The following is a 16,660-nucleotide window of genomic DNA, read 5'->3' on the forward strand; positions in this document are numbered from 1 at the left end:
ACGTCGTACCGGCGAAGGCGGGAACAATGCCACTGGCATTATTCCCCCCAAGTCCGCACCGCAGCCACTAGCCTTTATCGAGCAAACTCCCAATCGCCGCCAACAACACCGCCTCCTGATACGGCTTCCCAAAATACGCATTCACCCCCAGCCCCAGCGCCACATTGCGGTGCTTGTCCGCCGTCCTCGACGTAATCATGATCACCGGTATCCCCTGGGTCGCTTCCCGGGCCCGCACTTCGCGCGTCAGGTCGAACCCATCCATCCGCGGCATCTCGATATCCACCAGCATCAAATCCGGCCGCGCCTGCACGATCTGCTCGAGCGCGTCCACCCCGTCCTTGGCCAGCATCACCTGGTAGCCTTCGCGCTCCAGCAGGCGCTGGGTCACGCGGCGCACAGTGATCGAATCGTCGACCACCATGATGGCCTTGCGCGCCAGCGGCGGCGGAGCTTCCTCGCCGCCCGCGACCGAAACAGGCCGCTGCGCCAGCACCACCGGGTCGAGGATCAGCACGATCTCGCCGGTGCCCAGCACCGTGGCGCCGGCGATGCCCGGCACGCGCGACAGCTGCGGGCCGATGTTCTTGACCACCACCTCGCGGTTGCCCAGCACCTCGTCCACGCGCAGCGCGATGCGCCCGCCCGCGCCGTGCACCACCAGTACCGGGTTCAGGCGCTGCATGGCCATGCCGGGGCCCTCGCCGAGCAGCGCATCGAGGGCGTGCAGCGCGTGCGCTTGCCCGGCCACCGAGAACGATCCGCTGGCCTGCGCGGCCGCCAGCTCGGTATCGCGCACCTGCAGCACCTGCTCGACCAGGGTCGAGGGCAGCGCATGGGTGCGCCCGCCGCTGGCCACCAGCACGACCTGCGCCACCGCCAGCGTCAAGGGCAGGTGGATCGAGAAGCGCGTGCCCTGGCCCGGCTCGGTGGTGACGACCACCCGCCCGCCCAGCGCCTGCGCTTCGGAACGCACCACGTCCATGCCGACGCCGCGGCCGGCCAGTTCGGTCAGCGTGTCGGCGGTGGAGAAGCCCGGCTCGAAGATCAGTTCCGCCGCATCCTGGTCGGACACCACATTGTCCGGCCCGATGAGGCCCAGGCTGCGGGCCTTGGCGCGGATGCGCTCCAGGTCCAGCCCGGCGCCATCGTCGCTGAACACGATCGCCACCTCGTTGCCATGCTGACTCACCTGCACCAGGATCTCGCCGGTGTCGGCCTTGCCGTGTTCAGCACGCGCGCTGCGCGGCTCGATGCCGTGCACGATGGCGTTGCGCAGCAGGTGCTCGAAGGGCGCGGCCATCTGTTCCAGCACGCTGCGGTCGATTTCCACCGCCGCGCCGCGGATGTCGAGGTTGACGCGTTTTTCCAGTTCCTTCGCGGTCTGGCGCGCCACGCGGAACAGGCGCTCGGACAGCGAGCCAAACGGCACCATGCGCACCCGCATCAGGTCGCGCTGCAGGTCGCGCGTCATGCGCGCTTGCGCGGCCAGGTCCTCGGCCGCGCTGTCCACCGTGCGCGACAGGCCTTCGTGGAAGGCTTCCACGTCGTTGACGCTTTCAGCCATCATGCGCGTGAGCTCCTGCAGGCGCGTGAAGCGGTCGAATTCGAGCGGGTCGAATTCGCGCTCGCCCGCGATCGACAGGCGCGAGGCGATCTGCGATTCGGCCTGCATTTCGATCTCGCGCATCTGGCGCCGCAGGCGGTCGAGGTTTTCCGAGAAGTCCGACAGCGCGCCCTTGAGCGAGCCCACCTGGTTTTCCAGGCGCGAACGCGAGATCGACACTTCGCCGGCCTGGTTGACGACCCGGTCGAGGATGTCGGCGCGCACGCGCACCAGCGGCGCGCGGGCGCCCGGCGCTTCAACCGGCGCTGCTACGGCGGCGGCGGCGGCCGGCGCCGGCGCGGCCGGCTGCTGCAGCTGTTCGAACAGCAGCAGCGCCTGGTCGTAGTTGGCCAGCAGTTCGTCGAAGGCCGCAGGAGTGGTGGTCCCGGCGTGCACCATGTTCTCGACCTGGGTTTCCAGCTCGTGGGTGTGCTGGCCCAGGCGCATCGCGCCGGCCATGCGGGCGCTGCCCTTGACCGTATGCAGCGCGCGCTGCAGGCCCTGGGGAAGAGACCCATCGGCCGGATCCTGCTGCCACTGGCGCAGGCCCTTGCCGATCTGCGGGAACAGGTCGGCCCCTTCTTCCAGGAAGACCGGCAGCAGGTCGGCATCGAGTTCGTCGCTGAAGGCCGCGCCCGTGGCCAGCACGCTCTCCACCGGCGCAGGGATAGCGTCGGGTTCGGGTTCGGGCTCGGCGATCGGCGCCACCGCTTCGGGCGCCGCTTCCAGCCCCGCCTCGTCCGGCGTCACCGGGACAAAGGCCGGCTCCTCGCCGCTCGGCGCGGCCTGGGCCAGTTCCGGCTCGGCAAAGGCGGCGAACAGGTCGTCGACATCGCTGGTCGTGCTGGCTTTCTCCAGCACCGGCGCAGCTGCGGGCGTGTCCTCGACCGGCAGGGGCGAGGCCAGGATGTCGTTGTAGGCGCTGGCGAACAGCGCGTCGAGCTGTTGCGCCAGCGCCGGGTCGGCCTCGCCGTACAGGGTCATGGCCTGCTCGCTGGCCAATCGTTCCAGCAGCGCGCCGAGCTGGGCGACCAGGTCCGGCTGGCCGGGCGCCAGTTCGCCCAGCGCGAATACCTGCAGCATGGTGCGCACGCGCGACAGGGTCGCGTCGAGCAGCTCGCGCCCGGCCTCGTCCACGGCCACGCCGGGCGCCACCGCCTTTTCCAGCACCAGCTCCAGCGCATGCGCCACCTCGCGCAGCGCCGTGTAGCCGACGGTGGACGAGGTGCCGGCCAGCGTGTGCGCCGCACTCAGGGCGTCGGCCGGCGCCGGCTGCGCGGGCGCGTGGCGCCAGGCGTCGAATGCGTGCGCCAGCAGTTCCACCAGGGTCTCGGCTTCTTCCAGGTAGATCGTGCTCAATCCCTGCGGGATATCGAGCTCGCCCACGCTCATGGCCTCCGGCTCGGCCAGCTCCACCAGCACCGGCACGTCCTCCAGCGCCTGCAGGTCGCCCTCCTGCACGCGGGCGGCGGCGGCAACGAGTGCGTCCGCATCGCGCGCCGAGGCGCCGCTGGCCACCAGCTCGGCCACCCAGTCGGACAGCTCGGCATGCGCCCGGCGCAGCAGCGCCAGCAGCTCCGGCGTGGCGCTGCGCGCGTCGGCCAGCCACAGGTTCATCACGCGCTCGATCACGGCCGCGCCTTCGGCGAAGCGCTCCAGGCTCACCATGCGGCTGCTGCCCTTGAGCGTGTGGAAGGCGCGGCGCAGCAGGGTCAGGTTTTCCTGGCTGGCCGGATTGGCCTCGGCCTGCGGGATCACTTCGGCCACCAGCGCCAGCACTTCCTGGGCCTCGAGGATGAAGATCTCGAGCAGTTCCGATTCGATGGTCGCGCCCTGGCCCGCGGCCGGCGCTTCCCCTGCCGGCGCCGGTTCCGGCGCCGCCTCGACGAACTCGAACGGCAGCTCGCGCAGCAGGCGCTTGTCGCCGTCGAAGGTGAAGCGGCCCTTGGCCGCCTCGCTGTTCTGGGCCAGCAGGTCGGTGAAGAAGCCGAGTGCGCCGATGTTCTGGGCGATGTTGTGCAGCACCGGCGACTGGGCCGTCACGTCGCCGCTGCTGGAGGCGAGCAGGCGCACCTCGCCCGCCACGTGGCGCGCGGCCAGCACGGCCTGGTCCTGGTCGAGGATGGACAGCGCGCCCTGCAGCTGGTGCAGCACCGGCTCGGCCTGGGCCAGCGCCTCGCGCTTGCCCGGGTTGTCATAGTAGTCGTCCAGCAGCTTCTCGACCTGGCGCAGGCCGGCCTTGATCTCGCCGGCCAGCACCGCCACGGTCTGGCCCTGCTGGATCTGGCGCGCCAGCTCGCCCTGCCAGTGCGGCGCGTCGGGCGGGGTTTCGCCGGCGGCCAGCGCCAGCAGGCGCGCGCCGACCGCTTCCGCGTTCTCGGCAAAATCGTCGGGCAGCTGGCGCAGCTGGTCCAGGCCGTTTTCGACGAACAGCATGGCGGTCGCCATTTCCAGCCCCAGCCCGTCGCTGCGGCCGGCCGCGATCGCGTCGGTGGCGGCGCGCCCCAGCTCGCGCATCAGCTGCGCCAGCGCTGGCGCCCCCAGCTTTTCGCTGGCGCCGGCCAGGCGCGACAGCGCCTCGTTGAAATCCTGTTTCACCTCGCCTTCGGCCGCGCCCTCGGTGGCGATGCGGTCCCAGTCCGACTTGCTGCGCGCAAGCGCGTCGCGCGCCTCCTGCAGCGCGGCCGGGTCGATGCGGCCGTAACGACGGGTGGCGTAGTCGGGCGGCACCAGGCCGTCCAGCGCGCAGGCCTGGCGCAGGCGCCGCGCGTCCGCATTCGGTTCGGCGGCGGCAGCCACGAAGAACAGCGCGTCGCGCAGCATCGCATCGGGCGTGCCGCCCTGCCCCTGCGACAGGCGGCGCAGCTGCATGTTCACCTGGCCCAGCAGCTGTTTCACATACAGGTCGCTCTCGACCTGGCCATCGGCCACCACGCCGATGAAGGCGTGGATGGCCTGCCAGAACAGGCGCGGGCGCGCTTCGTCCTGGCTGGCGGCGATCGGCGCGACCGCGTCGCGCATGCCGGCCGCATGCAGGGCGTCGCCGCTTTTCAGGTAGGGCAGCAGCGACTTTTCAAAGCGGGTGCGGCAGGCCGCGACGTCCGGGGCCGCGGCCGCCGCCGCGCCACCCAGGTCGACGTCCTTGCCCAGGCTGGCCGGCAGCAGGTCGGACGGGTGGATGCGGTCGGCGCCGAGCGTTTCCTGCAGCCCGCGGTAATACGGGAACAGGCGGGCCGGCTGCTGCTGCGCCCCGCCCAGGAGCTCGTCGAGGTACTCGACCAGCGCCTCGAAGGCATCCTGCACCGTCTTGACCGAGTCGGGCGTGCAGGCCACCTGGCCGTCCTTGAAGCGGTCGATCAGGGTTTCGGCGGCGGCGCCCAGCACGCCCACGCCCTCGACGTCCACCAGCTGCAGCGCGCCGTGCGCCTGGTGCAGGTGCGACTTGGCGTGCAGCAGCAGGGTCGGCTGGGCCTCCGGGCTGCGCCGGGCGGCGTCGCGCAGCGCGGTGCCCGAGCGTCCCAGTGCGTCGCGGATCTCGCCGATCACCCAGGACAGGGGTCCGGTGTCGAAGGCGGGCATACTGCTCGAAGAAGCGTTCATGGGCTTGTCTAGATGTTTTAGGCCGCCACGCGGAAGCGCGACACGGAATCCTTCAGCTCCTGCGCCAGCAGCGCCAGTTCGCGGATCGACTGCGCCGTCTGGCGCGTGCCGCCCTGAGTATGCTCGGTGACCGACAGGATGTGCTGCATATTATGGGCCACACCGTTGGCCGATGTCGCCTGCTGTCCAGCCGCGCCCGAAATTGCCTGGATCAGCTCGGCCAGGCGGTTCGACACGCGCGAGATATCGGCCAGCGCGGCGCCGGCCGCATCCGACAGGCGCGCGCCTTCCACCACGCCCTGGGTCGACTTTTCCATCGCCGCCACCGCATCGTGGGTGTCGGCCTGGATGGTGCGCACCAGCGCGCCGATGCCCTTGGCCGCTTCGGCCGAGCGTTCGGCCAGGCGCTGCACTTCCTCGGCCACCACCGAGAAGCCGCGCCCCGCCTCGCCGGCCGACGCGGCCTGGATCGCCGCGTTCAGCGCCAGCACATTGGTCTGCTCGGTAATGTCCGAAATGAGGTCGGTGATCTCGCCGATCTCCTGCGAGGATTCGCCCAGGCGCTTGATGCGCTTGGAGGTTTCCTGGATCTGCTCGCGGATCTCGTGCATGCCCAGGATCGCGTTCTGCACCGCCAGCGCGCCCTGCTCGGCCGCCGCCACCGACTGGCGCGCCACGTCGGCCGATTCGGTGGCCGAACGCGACACGTCCGAGATCTGGCCCGCCATCTGCAGGATGGTCGACGAGGCTTCCTGGATCTCGCGCGACTGCGCTTCGGCCGCGCCCAGCAGCTCGGTCGACACGGTTTGCGCGCCGGCGGAGGCGCGCGTGACCTGCTCGGCGGTCCGGATCACGCGCAGCACCAGCTCGCGCAGCTCTTCCACCGTATAGTTGACCGAGTCGGCGATGGCGCCGGTGATGTCTTCCGACACCGTGGCGTGCACGGTCAGGTCGCCGTCGGCCACTTCCTGCAATTCGTTCATCAGGCGCAAAATCGCGGCCTGGTTCTGGTCGTTGGTGGCCTTGGCTTCTTCTTCCTTGGCCTGGGCCAGCTGGCGCATCGCCTCGGCTTCGCGGCGGCGCGCGTCGGCGCCGCGGGTGCGGTTGCGCGAGTCCTGCAGCATCACGCGGCTGATACTGCCGCCCATGGCCAGGGTGAAGATCGAGGCGCCCACCAGCAGCCAGAACCAGCCGCCCTTGGTTCCCAGCTGCGAGCGGTATTCGAGCTGGACCCGCGCCAGGTTCGAGCGCAGGCCTTCGCTGTCGCGCGCGATCACCTGTTCGGCATTGCGCGCGGCCGTGAAGTTGGGCAGGTTGGTGGCCAGCGGCGCCAGGCTTTCCTGCCAGCCGCGGTAACCCGTGCGGGCGGCGGCCAGGCGCTCGCGCAGCTCGCTGTCGGCCAGCGGCGCCAGCCCGAGTGCGGCGTTGCCCTCGACCAGGCCGTCCAGCAGAGCGCTCAGCTCGGCATTGTCGCGCGCGATGCTCCTGGCGGCGTCGCGGTAGGCCGCGCCGGGGGTCATGAAGGAATGGGTCGATACCGACAGGCGCTCGGCCAGCGCCGCCAGCCGCCCGAGGGCGGCGGCTTCGCGCGGGCCGGACGGCGACCTGGCGGCGATCGCCTGCAGCTCGGCCGCGAGCGGCTCGAACTTGCCGACGCCGGCGCCAAAACCGACCAGGTGGCGCTTGTTGCCGACGATGGTGGCGGCGGCGGCGTTCGAGGCCGACCACGCCGAGCGCGCTTTCGCCAGCATGGACACGGCCTCGCCGGTGGCGGGCGGGAGCGCGTTCGCGCCCACCTGGCCGCCGCGCGCCAGCACCGTGAGCAGGCGGCCGAGTTCCGCGCGGCTGCCATCGAGTTCGTTGAACGCGCCCATCTCGCCGCGCAGCGCATTCGGCGCGGCCTTGGCCACGCGCTGCGAGTGCATCAGCGCATCCGAGGCGATCTGGCTCTGGCTCGACACCACGTCGGTGCGGGCGGCGTTCTGCCACATCGCCAGCACGGTCAGCAGGATGCCGGCGACAAAGGCCGCCAGCACCAGGCGCAGCTGGCGCGACAGCGACAGGTGGCCGATCAGCGGCAGGCGCAGGTCCTCGTCGTCGTCGGCGGCGTTCAGCGGCTTGCGCGGGCGCGTGTTGCCGAGCCGGCGCGCGGCGGCGTCGGCCGAACCGTGCAGCGGCGCCGCGTCCTCCACCACCGGCGCCGGCGGCAGCACGCCCGGCCCGAACTGGGTGTCGGGCGAGGCCAGTGCGGTGTCGTCGTCCGCGCTGTCCTTCGAAAATACGTTCATGCTCAGTTTCGAGGCGAATCCCATACCGGCTCCTGGTGCTGCTTATTGGTTGTCTAGGTGGTCGAGTGCGACCTGCAGGAAGCGCTCTTCCCGCACCAGCGCCGCCAGCGACAGCGGGGTCCAGAGATTGCCGTCGGCGTCGCGCAGGGCTTCGCCTTCGCGCTGCATGCTGCTCGCCTGGCGCAGGCCGTACACGCGCTCGGCGACCAGCGCGCAATTCACACCGAGGGTGGGAGCGAAGGTGACGAAGCGCGCCGAGGCGCCGGGACTGGCCGCGCCCTCCTCACCGAGGTAGCGGGCCAGGTCGATCACGCCCACCAGGGTGCCGCGCACATTGGCCAGGCCCAGGTACCAGGGCTGGGTCAGCGGCACGCGCGCCAGCGCCACGGGCGAGACGATCTCGCCGGCTTCGAGCAGGTCGAGCAGGTAGCGGGTGGCGCCCACCTGCATGCCGAGCTGCTGGATCGGCGCGCCGCCCCCGCCCTTGGCCGCCTGCATGCGCTCGAGCAGCTGTTCCTGGTATTCGCGCAGGCGGGTGCGGCGGGCGGCAGGGTCGAGCCGTGCCGGGCCGCCGCTCATGCCGCTGCGGCAGCCGGTGCTGCAGCAGCCTGTTCGTCGAGCGTGGCGATGGCGGCCAGCAGCAGGCCTGGATCGACCGGCTTGACCAGGTAATCCCGGGCGCCCTGGCGCATGCCCCAGATGCGGTCGGTTTCCTGGTTCTTGCTGCTGCAGATGATCACGGGGATCGCCGCCAGCGCAGGATCGCGCGCGATCGAGCGCGTCACCTGGAAGCCGTTCGCGCCGGGCATGACGACGTCCATCAGGATCAGTTGCGGGCGCTCGGCGCGGATCTTGTCGATCGCCTCTTCGCCGTTGACGGCGGTGGCAACGGCATAGCCGGCCCTGGCCAATATGTCGGTCAGGTAGAAGCGCTCGGTCGGGGAATCGTCGACGATCAGGATCTTGTGTATGGCCACGTTGGGCTCCGGGTCAGTTCGGGTCAGCTTCTTGCGGCGGTGTGCTCGCGCACGGCCGCCAGCAGGCTGTCCTTGGAAAACGGTTTGGTGAGGTAAGCGGAAGCGCCGACCATCGCGCCGCGCGCGCGGTCGAACAGGCCGTCCTTGGACGACAGCATCAGCACCGGCGTCGCGTGGAAGCGCGCGCTTTTCTTGATGAGGGCGCAGGTCTGGTAGCCATCCAGGCGCGGCATCAGGATGTCGCAAAATACCAGCGCGGGATGGTGGTCGTTGATCTTGGCCAGCGCATCGAAGCCATCGTCGGCCAGCACGACCTGGTAGCCTGCCTGGGTCAGGAAGATCTCGGCGGAGCGGCGGATCGTGCTGCTGTCGTCGATCACCATGATGGTCAGGCCGGTCGGTTGCGGCGATGTCGTCATTTTCGTTTCACTTCAGCATGAAGCGCCACGATAGCACAGGCATTTCCCCTTGTGCGGGAAGTGTTGCAGCGTGTCAACTAGGCAAATTGACACTTTGGTTGACGTGGATTTAACTTAAATGCGTGCTCCGGTTGAACGCGCGGTCGGCAGAGCCGACCACCCTACAATTAAATCGCGGTCATCTCGAAGTCGTCCTTGCGGGCGCCGCATTCCGGACAGGTCCAGTTCATCGGCACATCGGCCCAGCGGGTGCCAGGTGCAATGCCGTCTTCCGGCGCGCCGGCTTCCTCGTCGTACACCCAGCCACAGATCAGGCACATCCAGGTTTGAAAAGCGGCTGTCGAATCGGTACTCACAGTGTTATTCCTTATGTTACGAACCTCGAAGAACCGTAGCGAGCGGCAGCAATGCTGGCCGAGACGCGCAGCTGTACGAGAGTACAGCGAGCATCGCAGGCCGGCAGTGCAAACGCGCAGTAGGTTATTCGAGGTTCCGTCTAGTAAAATGGAGAATCAGGTATCTTAATCCACCCGTCGTGCAAAACCAACCGTTACCCCTTATCCTGACTTTTGGCGTATCCGACCCGGTCGGCGCGCTCGGCGTGCAGGCCGACCTGGCCGTGTTCGCCGCGCATGGATGCCATGGGCTGTCCGCCATCGGCGGCATCCTGGTGGCCGACAGCGCGAAGGTCGAAAACCTGCATGAAGTCGACAGCGACTGGATGGCCGACCAGTCCCGCGTCCTGCTCGAGGACATGCCGGTGGCCGCTTTCAAGGTGGGCGCCGTGGCCAATGTGCTGCAGCTGGCGGCCATCGCCGAAATCGTGTCCGACTATCCGGACGCGCCGCTGATCCTCGATCCCTTCCTCACCGGCCTGCCCGATTCCGGCCTGGCCGACGAAGAGATGCTGTCGGCGATCCGCGCGATCCTGGCGCCGCAGACCACCGTGCTGATGCTGTCGCAGTCGGAACTGGGCCGCATGGCCGAGACCTGGCGCGAAGTCGGCGAGAACGACGGCGAAGGCACGCTGCTCGAAGACGTGGCCGAACTGACCAATGCCGGCTGCCAGTACGTGCTGGTGACCGGCACCCGCGACGAATGCGGCGGCTGCTCCAACACCCTGTTCGACGCCGACGGCATCGTGGCGCAAGTCGAATGGAAGCACCTGCCCGGCCCTTTCCTCGGCGCCGGCAATACCTATTCGGCCGCCTTCACCGCCCTGATGGCCTGCGGCATGGAAGCGCCCCAGGCGCTGTTTGCCGCGCAGGAGTACACCACCGGCGCGCTCGAACACGCCCAGCGCTTCGGCATGGGCAAGTTCATCCCCAATAAATTCTACCGTGGCTGAAAACGCCCGCCACCACACCATGACCCAAGATTCGACCTCCAGGAACGACACCCTGTTCGCCCGCGCCCAGCAGACCACGCCCGGCGGCGTGAATTCGCCGGTGCGCGCCTTCCGTTCGGTGGGCGGCACGCCGCGCTTCATCACCCGCGCCGACGGCCCGTATTTCTGGGACGCGGACGGCAAGCGCTACATCGACTACATCGGTTCCTGGGGCCCGGCCATCGTCGGCCACGCCCACCCGCAGGTGATCAAGGCGGTGCAGGATGCGGCGGCCAAGGGCCTGTCCTTCGGCGCCCCCACCGAGGGCGAGATCGAGATCGCCGAAGAGATCTGCAAGCTGGTGCCCTCGATCGAGCAGGTGCGCCTGGTCTCGTCGGGCACCGAAGCGACCATGAGCGCGCTGCGCCTGGCGCGCGGCGCCACGGGGCGCGACAAGATCGTCAAGTTCGAAGGCTGCTACCACGGCCACGCCGATTCGCTTCTGGTCAAGGCCGGCAGCGGCCTGCTCACCTTCGGCAATCCCACCTCGGCCGGGGTGCCGGAAGACTTCGTGAAGCACACCCTGGTCCTGGACTACAACAACGTGCCGCAGCTGGAAGACGCGTTCGAGTCGATGGGCGACACCATCGCCTGCGTGATCGTGGAGCCGGTGGCCGGCAACATGAACCTGATCCGCGCAACACCGGAATTCCTGCAGCGCATGCGCGAACTGTGCACCGAACATGGCGCCGTGCTGATCTTCGACGAAGTGATGTGCGGCTTCCGCGTGGGCCTGGGCGGGGCGCAGGAAATGTACGGCATCAGCCCGGACCTGACCGCGCTGGGCAAGGTGATCGGCGGCGGCCTGCCGGTGGCGGCCTTCGGCGGGCGTGCGGAACTGATGCAGAAGATGGCGCCGCTGGGCCCCGTGTACCAGGCCGGCACGCTGTCGGGCAACCCGGTGGCCGTGGCCGCCGGCATGACCACCTTGAAGCTGGTGCAGGAACCGGGCTTCTACGAGAAACTGGGCGCGGCGGCCGAGCGCCTGGTGGCGGGCCTGACCGCAGCGGCGAAGGAAGCGGGGATCCCGTTCTGCGGCGACGCGGTGGGCGGCATGTTCGGCTTCTATTTCTCGAACAGCGTGCCGTCGACCTACGCCCAGATGATGGCGGGCGACAAGGAGCGCTTCAACCGCTTCTTCCACGGCATGCTGGATGAAGGCGTGTATTTTGCGCCGGCCATGTTCGAGGCGGGCTTCGTGTCGGCCCAGCACAGCGACGCGGTGATCGACGAAACCATCGAGGCAGCGCGCCGGGTGTTCAAGCGTATCGGCTGATCGGTCGAACCCTATGACAACGGGCGGTGAAATAATATTTCACCGCCCGTTTCTATTTGAAATATTATTTCATCAACGCAGCCAGCCCCGGCGGCGGAAGTACCACAGCGGCGCAATGCCGCAGGTGATCATCAGTCCCACCGCGAACGGGTAGCCCAGCGTCCAGTTCAGTTCCGGGAACACGGTGAAGTTCATGCCGTAGATGCTCGCGATGAGCGTGGGCGGCAGGAAGGCGACCGAGGCCACCGAGAAGATCTTGATGATCTTGTTCTGGTTGATGTTAATGAAACCGACGGTGGCGTCCATCAGGAAGTTCACCTTGTCGAACAGGAAGGACGTGTGGCCGTCCAGCGATTCGATATCGCGCAGGATCTGGCGCGCTTCCTCGAACTGGTCGCTGTTGAGCAGGCGGCCGCGCATCAGGAAGCTGACCGCGCGCCGCGTGTCCATCATGTTGCGGCGGATCCGGCCGTTCAAGTCTTCCTCGTGCGCGATCGCATTCAGCGCGGCGGCCGCGTCCTGGTCGGTGAAGTCCTTTTGCAGCACGCGGGTCGAGACTTCTTCCAGCGCTTCATAGATGCCCTCGAGCGCATCGGCCGAATACTCGGCGTCGGTGGCATACAAATCCAGCAGCACGTCCATGTAGTCTTCGATCGAGCCGGGACGCGAGCGCGCGCGCAGGCGCACCAGGCGAAACACCGGCAAGTCGTCGTTATGCACCGAAAACAGGATTTTCCCGGACAGGATGAAAGCCACCGTCACCACCCGCGACGGGCCGTCTTCTTCTTCCAGCAGGAAGTCGGTGCGCAGGTGCAGGTCGCCGTTCTCGGCTTCGTAATAGCGGGCCGAGGCCTCGATGTCCTGGACTTCGTCCTCGCCCGGCAGCGTCACGCCATAGGTGGTCTTGACCAGGATGCGTTCTTCATCGGTGGGGTCGGTCAGGTCGACCCAGACCGGCGCCACGTTTTCCAGGTCCTCGCGCGTGTCGACGCCTACCTGGTTCAGTCGGCCATTCTGTAGGACAAATACGTTGATCATGCGCTATTTTCTCGGCCGGATTCGAAACTGACGCAAGTGTACTCGTTAGGCCCTTTCCCGGCCACCCCGTCACGACATTTTACTGCCCCAGGCCGGGGCGGCGCTCACGGCAGGTCGGCGAAGCGCATCCGGCGCTGGATCAGGGCGGTGCGGCGCGCGAGGTAGGAAGTGGAACGGTGCTTGTCGTAGTAGCGCGGGTTGGGCAGCATCACCGCCAGCCGCGCCGCCTGCGCGGGCGAGAGCTTGGCGCTTGATGTGCGGAAGTAGTGGCGCGCGGCCGCTTCGGCGCCGAACACGCCACGGCCGTACTCGACCACGTTGAGGTAGACCTCGAGGATGCGGCGCTTGCTCATCACGGTTTCCAGCATGAAGGCGATCACCATTTCCTGCCCCTTGCGCAGGTAGCTGCGCGAACCGGACAGGAACAGGTTCTTGGCCAGCTGCTGGGTGATGGTGGAGCCGCCGCCCACCACCTTGCTGCGCCGGTTGTTGCGCTCGTAGGCCGCTTCCAGCGCTTCCCAATCCACCCCGCCGTGGGCGGCGAAGCGCGAATCTTCCGACGCCACCACGGCCCGCTTCAGGTTGACCGAGATGGCCTCGTAGGGCACCCACTGGTGCTTGAGCTTCGCGTCCGGGTTCGTTTCCCGCAGTTCCGACAGCTGCTGGCGCATGAAGCTGGTCGACGACGGGTCGACGTACGCATACCAGCACACCATGAGGAAGAAGTAGAGCTGGACCAGCAACACCAGCAGGATGGGCCCGAGGATGATCCACTTGAACCAGCGGCGCGGCGCCTTGCCTGGCTTCGTGGCCTTGCGGGTGCTGCCCATCGTGGCGGTGGTGGTGCTCATGGTCGCATTGTCTTCAGGAGGTCGGCCGTGGCCGGACGCACGCCGCGCCAGATGGCGAAGGCTTCCGCGGCCTGCTCCACCAGCATGCCCAGGCCATCGCGCACGCTGGCGCCCTGGCCTGCCGCGAAGTCCATGAACACGGTCGCTTGATTTCCGTACATCATATCCAAAGCCAGCGTGTCCGGGCGAAAAACGCTGGCCGGCACCGGCGGCAGGTCGCCCGCCAGGCTGCTGGCGGTGGCGTTGACGACGATGTCGAAGCTGCCGGCGATCTCGGAAAAACCGATGCCGCTGACCGGGATGCCGTACCCGCCGAAGTCGCGCGCCAGCGCGGCGGCGGTGGCCACGGTGCGGTTGGCGATGACGATCTCGCGCGGTCCCTCTTTCAGGAAGGGCAGCAGCGCCCCGCGCGCCGCGCCGCCGGCGCCGAGCAGCAGCACGCGCTTGTCCTTGATGGACACGCCGGCGTTGCGGGTGATGTCGGCCACCAGGCCGGGGCCGTCGGTATTGTCGCCGATGATCTCGCCGCCCTCGAACACCAGGGTGTTGACCGCGCCCGCGGCCTGCGCGCGCTCTTCCAGCCGGGTGCAGATGCGCGCCGCTTCCAGCTTGAACGGCAGCGTCACGTTGGCGCCGCGATAGCCTTCGGCGACCAGGCGCCGTATGGTGGCTTCAAAACCATCGAGCGGCGCCAGGCAGCGTTCATACACCAGTTCCTGGCCGGTCTGGGCCGCGTACACCGGGTGGATCTCGGGGGATTTGCTGTGGGCGATGGGGTTGCCAATCACGCAGTATTTGTCGATCATCCTTCGGTTCCGCGCAGTTCTGCCTGCATTTTTTCTTCGCGCGTGAAGCGGAAGCGCGTGATCACTTCCCACAAATCGTCCTTGCCGCGCGTGCGCATATTGGCCGGGAAGCCGCCAAAGGGCGCGGCGCGGCGCACGATCTGCAGGGCCGCCGCATCGAGCGCCCGGTTGCCCGAGCTTTGCTCGACGCGCGGGCCGCCGTCGCGCATATAGATGGTCCCGTCCTGGAAGATCGGGATGTAGACCACCAGTTCGCCGTACAGCTTCTTGCCGTTTTGCTGGGGGAAGTTGAGGGTGCCGACTTCCTCGACGCGCTTTTGCATCTCTTTATAGTAGAGCGCGTAGCCGACCTGGCGGGTGCTGGGCGTGATCTGGGTGCGCTTGGGACGCTTGTTCTCGTCCTCGATACGCTCCAGCACTTCGGCCGCCGTGCGCGAGATGGCGCGGGTGGTGTCGAAGGCGTCGGTCCCGGTGCGGGTGGGGTCGGGCTTGTCCTGTTCGGTCTTGGGCGGCGCGCTGAAGTTCGTTGCGCGGGCGCGGGTCAGGACGTTCTGCTGGTGCTGTTCGAGGTCGGCGATGCGGCGCTGCAGGGCCTTGATGCTCTCGCCGTTCTCGATCTTGCGCAGGTCAGGCAGCGGCGAGCGCGAACGGCCGGCGTCGGCGGTGCCGCCGCCTTCCAGGTTGGCCTGGGCCAGGGCGTCGGCCTTGGTGGGGGCGTTGGCATGCTTGGCATTGACCAGGATGACTTCCAGCCCGGGATCGGCCGGCTGCTGCCGGAACGCATCCGGCGCCGCAAAGCGCACCGCCAGCAGCGCCCCGTGCGCGAGCACGGAGACGCCAAGGGCAATCATCAGGGGACGGTTATCTTGCAAATACTTCACTGCGCGCGCCCGGGCGGGCTGTTGGATCTGGGAGCGGACATTCTAACCCGCAACGGATTGTGTGGGGGTGGAATAGCGTTCGAGGGTGCGGTGCGAACTTGGGTTCCGGCCTGCGCCGGTAGTCGTAGGCGCCAGTGGCGCGTACGACGGTGCATATCGTAGTGGCCAGCCCAAAGACCGTCGTCCCGGCGCAGGCCGGGACAATGCCACTATTGTCCCGCCCAAGTTGACGTTAGCTACTCACTCCGTTCCTGCGCCAGCAGGAACCTCACTTCCATCCTCCGTCGTCACCACAGCCACCACACCCTCAGCCTCGACGACTTCCGCCACCGCAGCCTCCCCCGTATCGCCCTCTTCTTCCTCTTCCTCTTCGATCTCCACCCCAGGCGCCGCGGCCGCCACTTCCAGCAGGCGCGCCTCCAGCGTCAGGTCGATCTCATCCCAGCGCACCACGTCGAGCTTCACCTGCGCCCCGCGCGCCACCGACTGCATGCCGGCCAGGCGCACCACCAGCGGTACCTCGACCAGGCGCACGATCTCGTCTTTCAGCACCACGGCATCGACGTGCTTGGCCTGTTCCTGCCCCAGCCAGCGCAGGCAACAGTAGCGCTCCATGTTTTGCTGGAAGTCGTTGTAGGCCGCATACGCCGCATCGAAGCTGGACACGATCGCGAACAGCGTCGCGTCGCGCGGCTTGAACGGTGCGACCAGGGGCGCGGTCACGCCGTGTTCGGCAGCGGCCAGGATCTGCCACTGGTTCACCAGGTCGGTGTAGCGGCGCAGCGGCGAAGTGCTCCACGCGTACTGGTCCACGCCCAGGCCCTGGTGCGGCGCCGCGTGGGTGACCATGCGGACCTGGATCTTGGCGTTCCAGCCACCCGCGCCCGGACCCTGCGAGCGGTAGATGCCCGGCACGCCGGAGTCGTGCAGCAGCTTGCCCCAGGTGCTGTTCGCAAAAATCATCAGCTCGGCCACGATCTTGTCGAGCGGGGCGCCGCGCTTGCGGCGCACGATGCTCACCACGTCGTCGTCGACATAGAAATTGAAGTCGACGCGGTTGGCCTGTTCGGGCTTGAGGCCAAAGGCTTCGCGCTTCTTCATGCGGCCCGCTTCCAGCTGCAGCGCCCACTTCCACAGCAGGCCCAGCTCATCCTTGTGCGGATACTCGCCGCTGCCGGTTTCCAGCGCCTCTTCGGTCACGATCGGATCGAGGTCGTTCAGGCGCAGGTTGCTCTTGATCGGCACCAGTTCGGCGCGGGTGGTGGTCGAGACCACCGACCAGTCTTCGCTATTCAATACCGCATACAGCGACAGCGCCGGGCAGCTGGAACCTTCGGCCAGCGTGAAGGCCTGCACCACGTCGTCCGGCAGCATGGTGATCTTGTCGCCCGGCATATAGACGGTGGACATGCGGGAACGCGCGATCTTGTCGATCGCGTCGTCCGGGCGAATACCCAGGCCCGGCGCGGCGATGTGGATACCCACGCGCACCGTGCCATCGTCCAGTTTGACCACCGAGAAGGCGTCGTCG

General features: G+C 68.1%; 13 protein-coding genes. 2 read left to right on the forward strand and 11 right to left on the reverse strand.

Annotated elements, in window-relative coordinates; all coding sequences use genetic code 11:
• Positions 1–67: 67 nt before the first annotated feature.
• The 6 genes from BM031_RS20610 to BM031_RS20635 all read right to left on the reverse strand — a co-directional run bounded on the left by BM031_RS20610 (position 68) and on the right by BM031_RS20635 (position 9,210).
• The gene (locus BM031_RS20610; protein ID WP_091876436.1) at positions 68–5,206 is read right to left on the reverse strand and encodes an Hpt domain-containing protein; all 5,139 of its coding nucleotides are present in this window, start codon (positions 5,204–5,206) and stop codon (positions 68–70) included.
• 17 nt (positions 5,207–5,223) lie between these two features.
• Positions 5,224–7,494: a methyl-accepting chemotaxis protein gene (locus BM031_RS20615; RefSeq protein WP_229409080.1), complete on the reverse strand. Its 2,271-nt coding sequence runs from the start codon at positions 7,492–7,494 to the stop codon at positions 5,224–5,226.
• 42 nt (positions 7,495–7,536) lie between these two features.
• Entirely contained in the window at positions 7,537–8,073 is a 537-nt protein-coding gene (locus BM031_RS20620) for a chemotaxis protein CheW (RefSeq protein WP_091876438.1), read from the reverse strand.
• Positions 8,070–8,471 (reverse strand): response regulator, encoded by a 402-nt coding sequence (locus tag BM031_RS20625; RefSeq protein WP_091876439.1) that lies wholly within the window; start codon positions 8,469–8,471, stop codon positions 8,070–8,072. The genes BM031_RS20620 and BM031_RS20625 overlap by 4 nt, the downstream gene beginning before the upstream one ends.
• Positions 8,472–8,494: 23 nt before the next feature.
• A complete protein-coding gene (locus BM031_RS20630) occupies positions 8,495–8,890 on the reverse strand; it encodes a response regulator (RefSeq protein WP_091876440.1) in 396 nt (131 codons plus the stop codon).
• Positions 8,891–9,057: 167 nt separating this feature from the next.
• Complete coding sequence (locus BM031_RS20635) at positions 9,058–9,210, reverse strand: rubredoxin (protein WP_091876441.1); 153 nt, start codon at positions 9,208–9,210, stop codon at positions 9,058–9,060.
• 215 nt (positions 9,211–9,425) lie between these two features.
• Between BM031_RS20635 and thiD the strand changes: the two genes are divergently transcribed.
• Together thiD and hemL are read left to right on the forward strand one after the other, a co-directional pair.
• Positions 9,426–10,238, forward strand: a complete 813-nt coding sequence (gene thiD / locus BM031_RS20640) for a bifunctional hydroxymethylpyrimidine kinase/phosphomethylpyrimidine kinase (RefSeq protein WP_091876442.1) — start codon at positions 9,426–9,428, stop codon at positions 10,236–10,238.
• Positions 10,239–10,257: 19 nt separating this feature from the next.
• Positions 10,258–11,553 carry a glutamate-1-semialdehyde 2,1-aminomutase gene (hemL, locus tag BM031_RS20645; RefSeq protein WP_091876450.1) on the forward strand — a complete coding sequence of 432 codons (1,296 nt, stop codon included), beginning with the start codon at positions 10,258–10,260 and terminating at the stop codon, positions 11,551–11,553.
• 72 nt (positions 11,554–11,625) lie between these two features.
• Here the strand turns inward: hemL and corA are convergent, their stop codons facing one another.
• The 5 genes from corA to BM031_RS20670 form a co-directional block, all read right to left on the reverse strand.
• Complete coding sequence (gene corA, locus BM031_RS20650; RefSeq protein WP_091876443.1) at positions 11,626–12,591, reverse strand: magnesium/cobalt transporter CorA; 966 nt, start codon at positions 12,589–12,591, stop codon at positions 11,626–11,628.
• 104 nt (positions 12,592–12,695) lie between these two features.
• Positions 12,696–13,421, reverse strand: a complete 726-nt coding sequence (gene mtgA / locus BM031_RS20655; RefSeq protein ID WP_091876451.1) for a monofunctional biosynthetic peptidoglycan transglycosylase — start codon at positions 13,419–13,421, stop codon at positions 12,696–12,698.
• Positions 13,422–13,438: 17 nt separating this feature from the next.
• Positions 13,439–14,248, reverse strand: a complete 810-nt coding sequence (aroE, locus tag BM031_RS20660) for a shikimate dehydrogenase (RefSeq protein ID WP_091876444.1) — start codon at positions 14,246–14,248, stop codon at positions 13,439–13,441.
• On the reverse strand, positions 14,245–15,099 hold the full coding sequence (locus BM031_RS20665; protein ID WP_091876445.1) for a TonB family protein: 855 nt from the start codon (positions 15,097–15,099) through the stop codon (positions 14,245–14,247). Before BM031_RS20665 ends, aroE begins: the two co-directional genes overlap by 4 nt.
• 270 nt (positions 15,100–15,369) lie before the next feature.
• Positions 15,370–16,660 (reverse strand): ribonuclease catalytic domain-containing protein (locus tag BM031_RS20670; protein WP_143084663.1); only part of this gene is annotated, 1,291 nt, incomplete at its 5' end.

Origin of the sequence: Massilia yuzhufengensis (assembly GCF_900112225.1) — a bacterium.
In the GTDB taxonomy this organism is placed as follows: domain Bacteria; phylum Pseudomonadota; class Gammaproteobacteria; order Burkholderiales; family Burkholderiaceae_D; genus Telluria; species Telluria yuzhufengensis.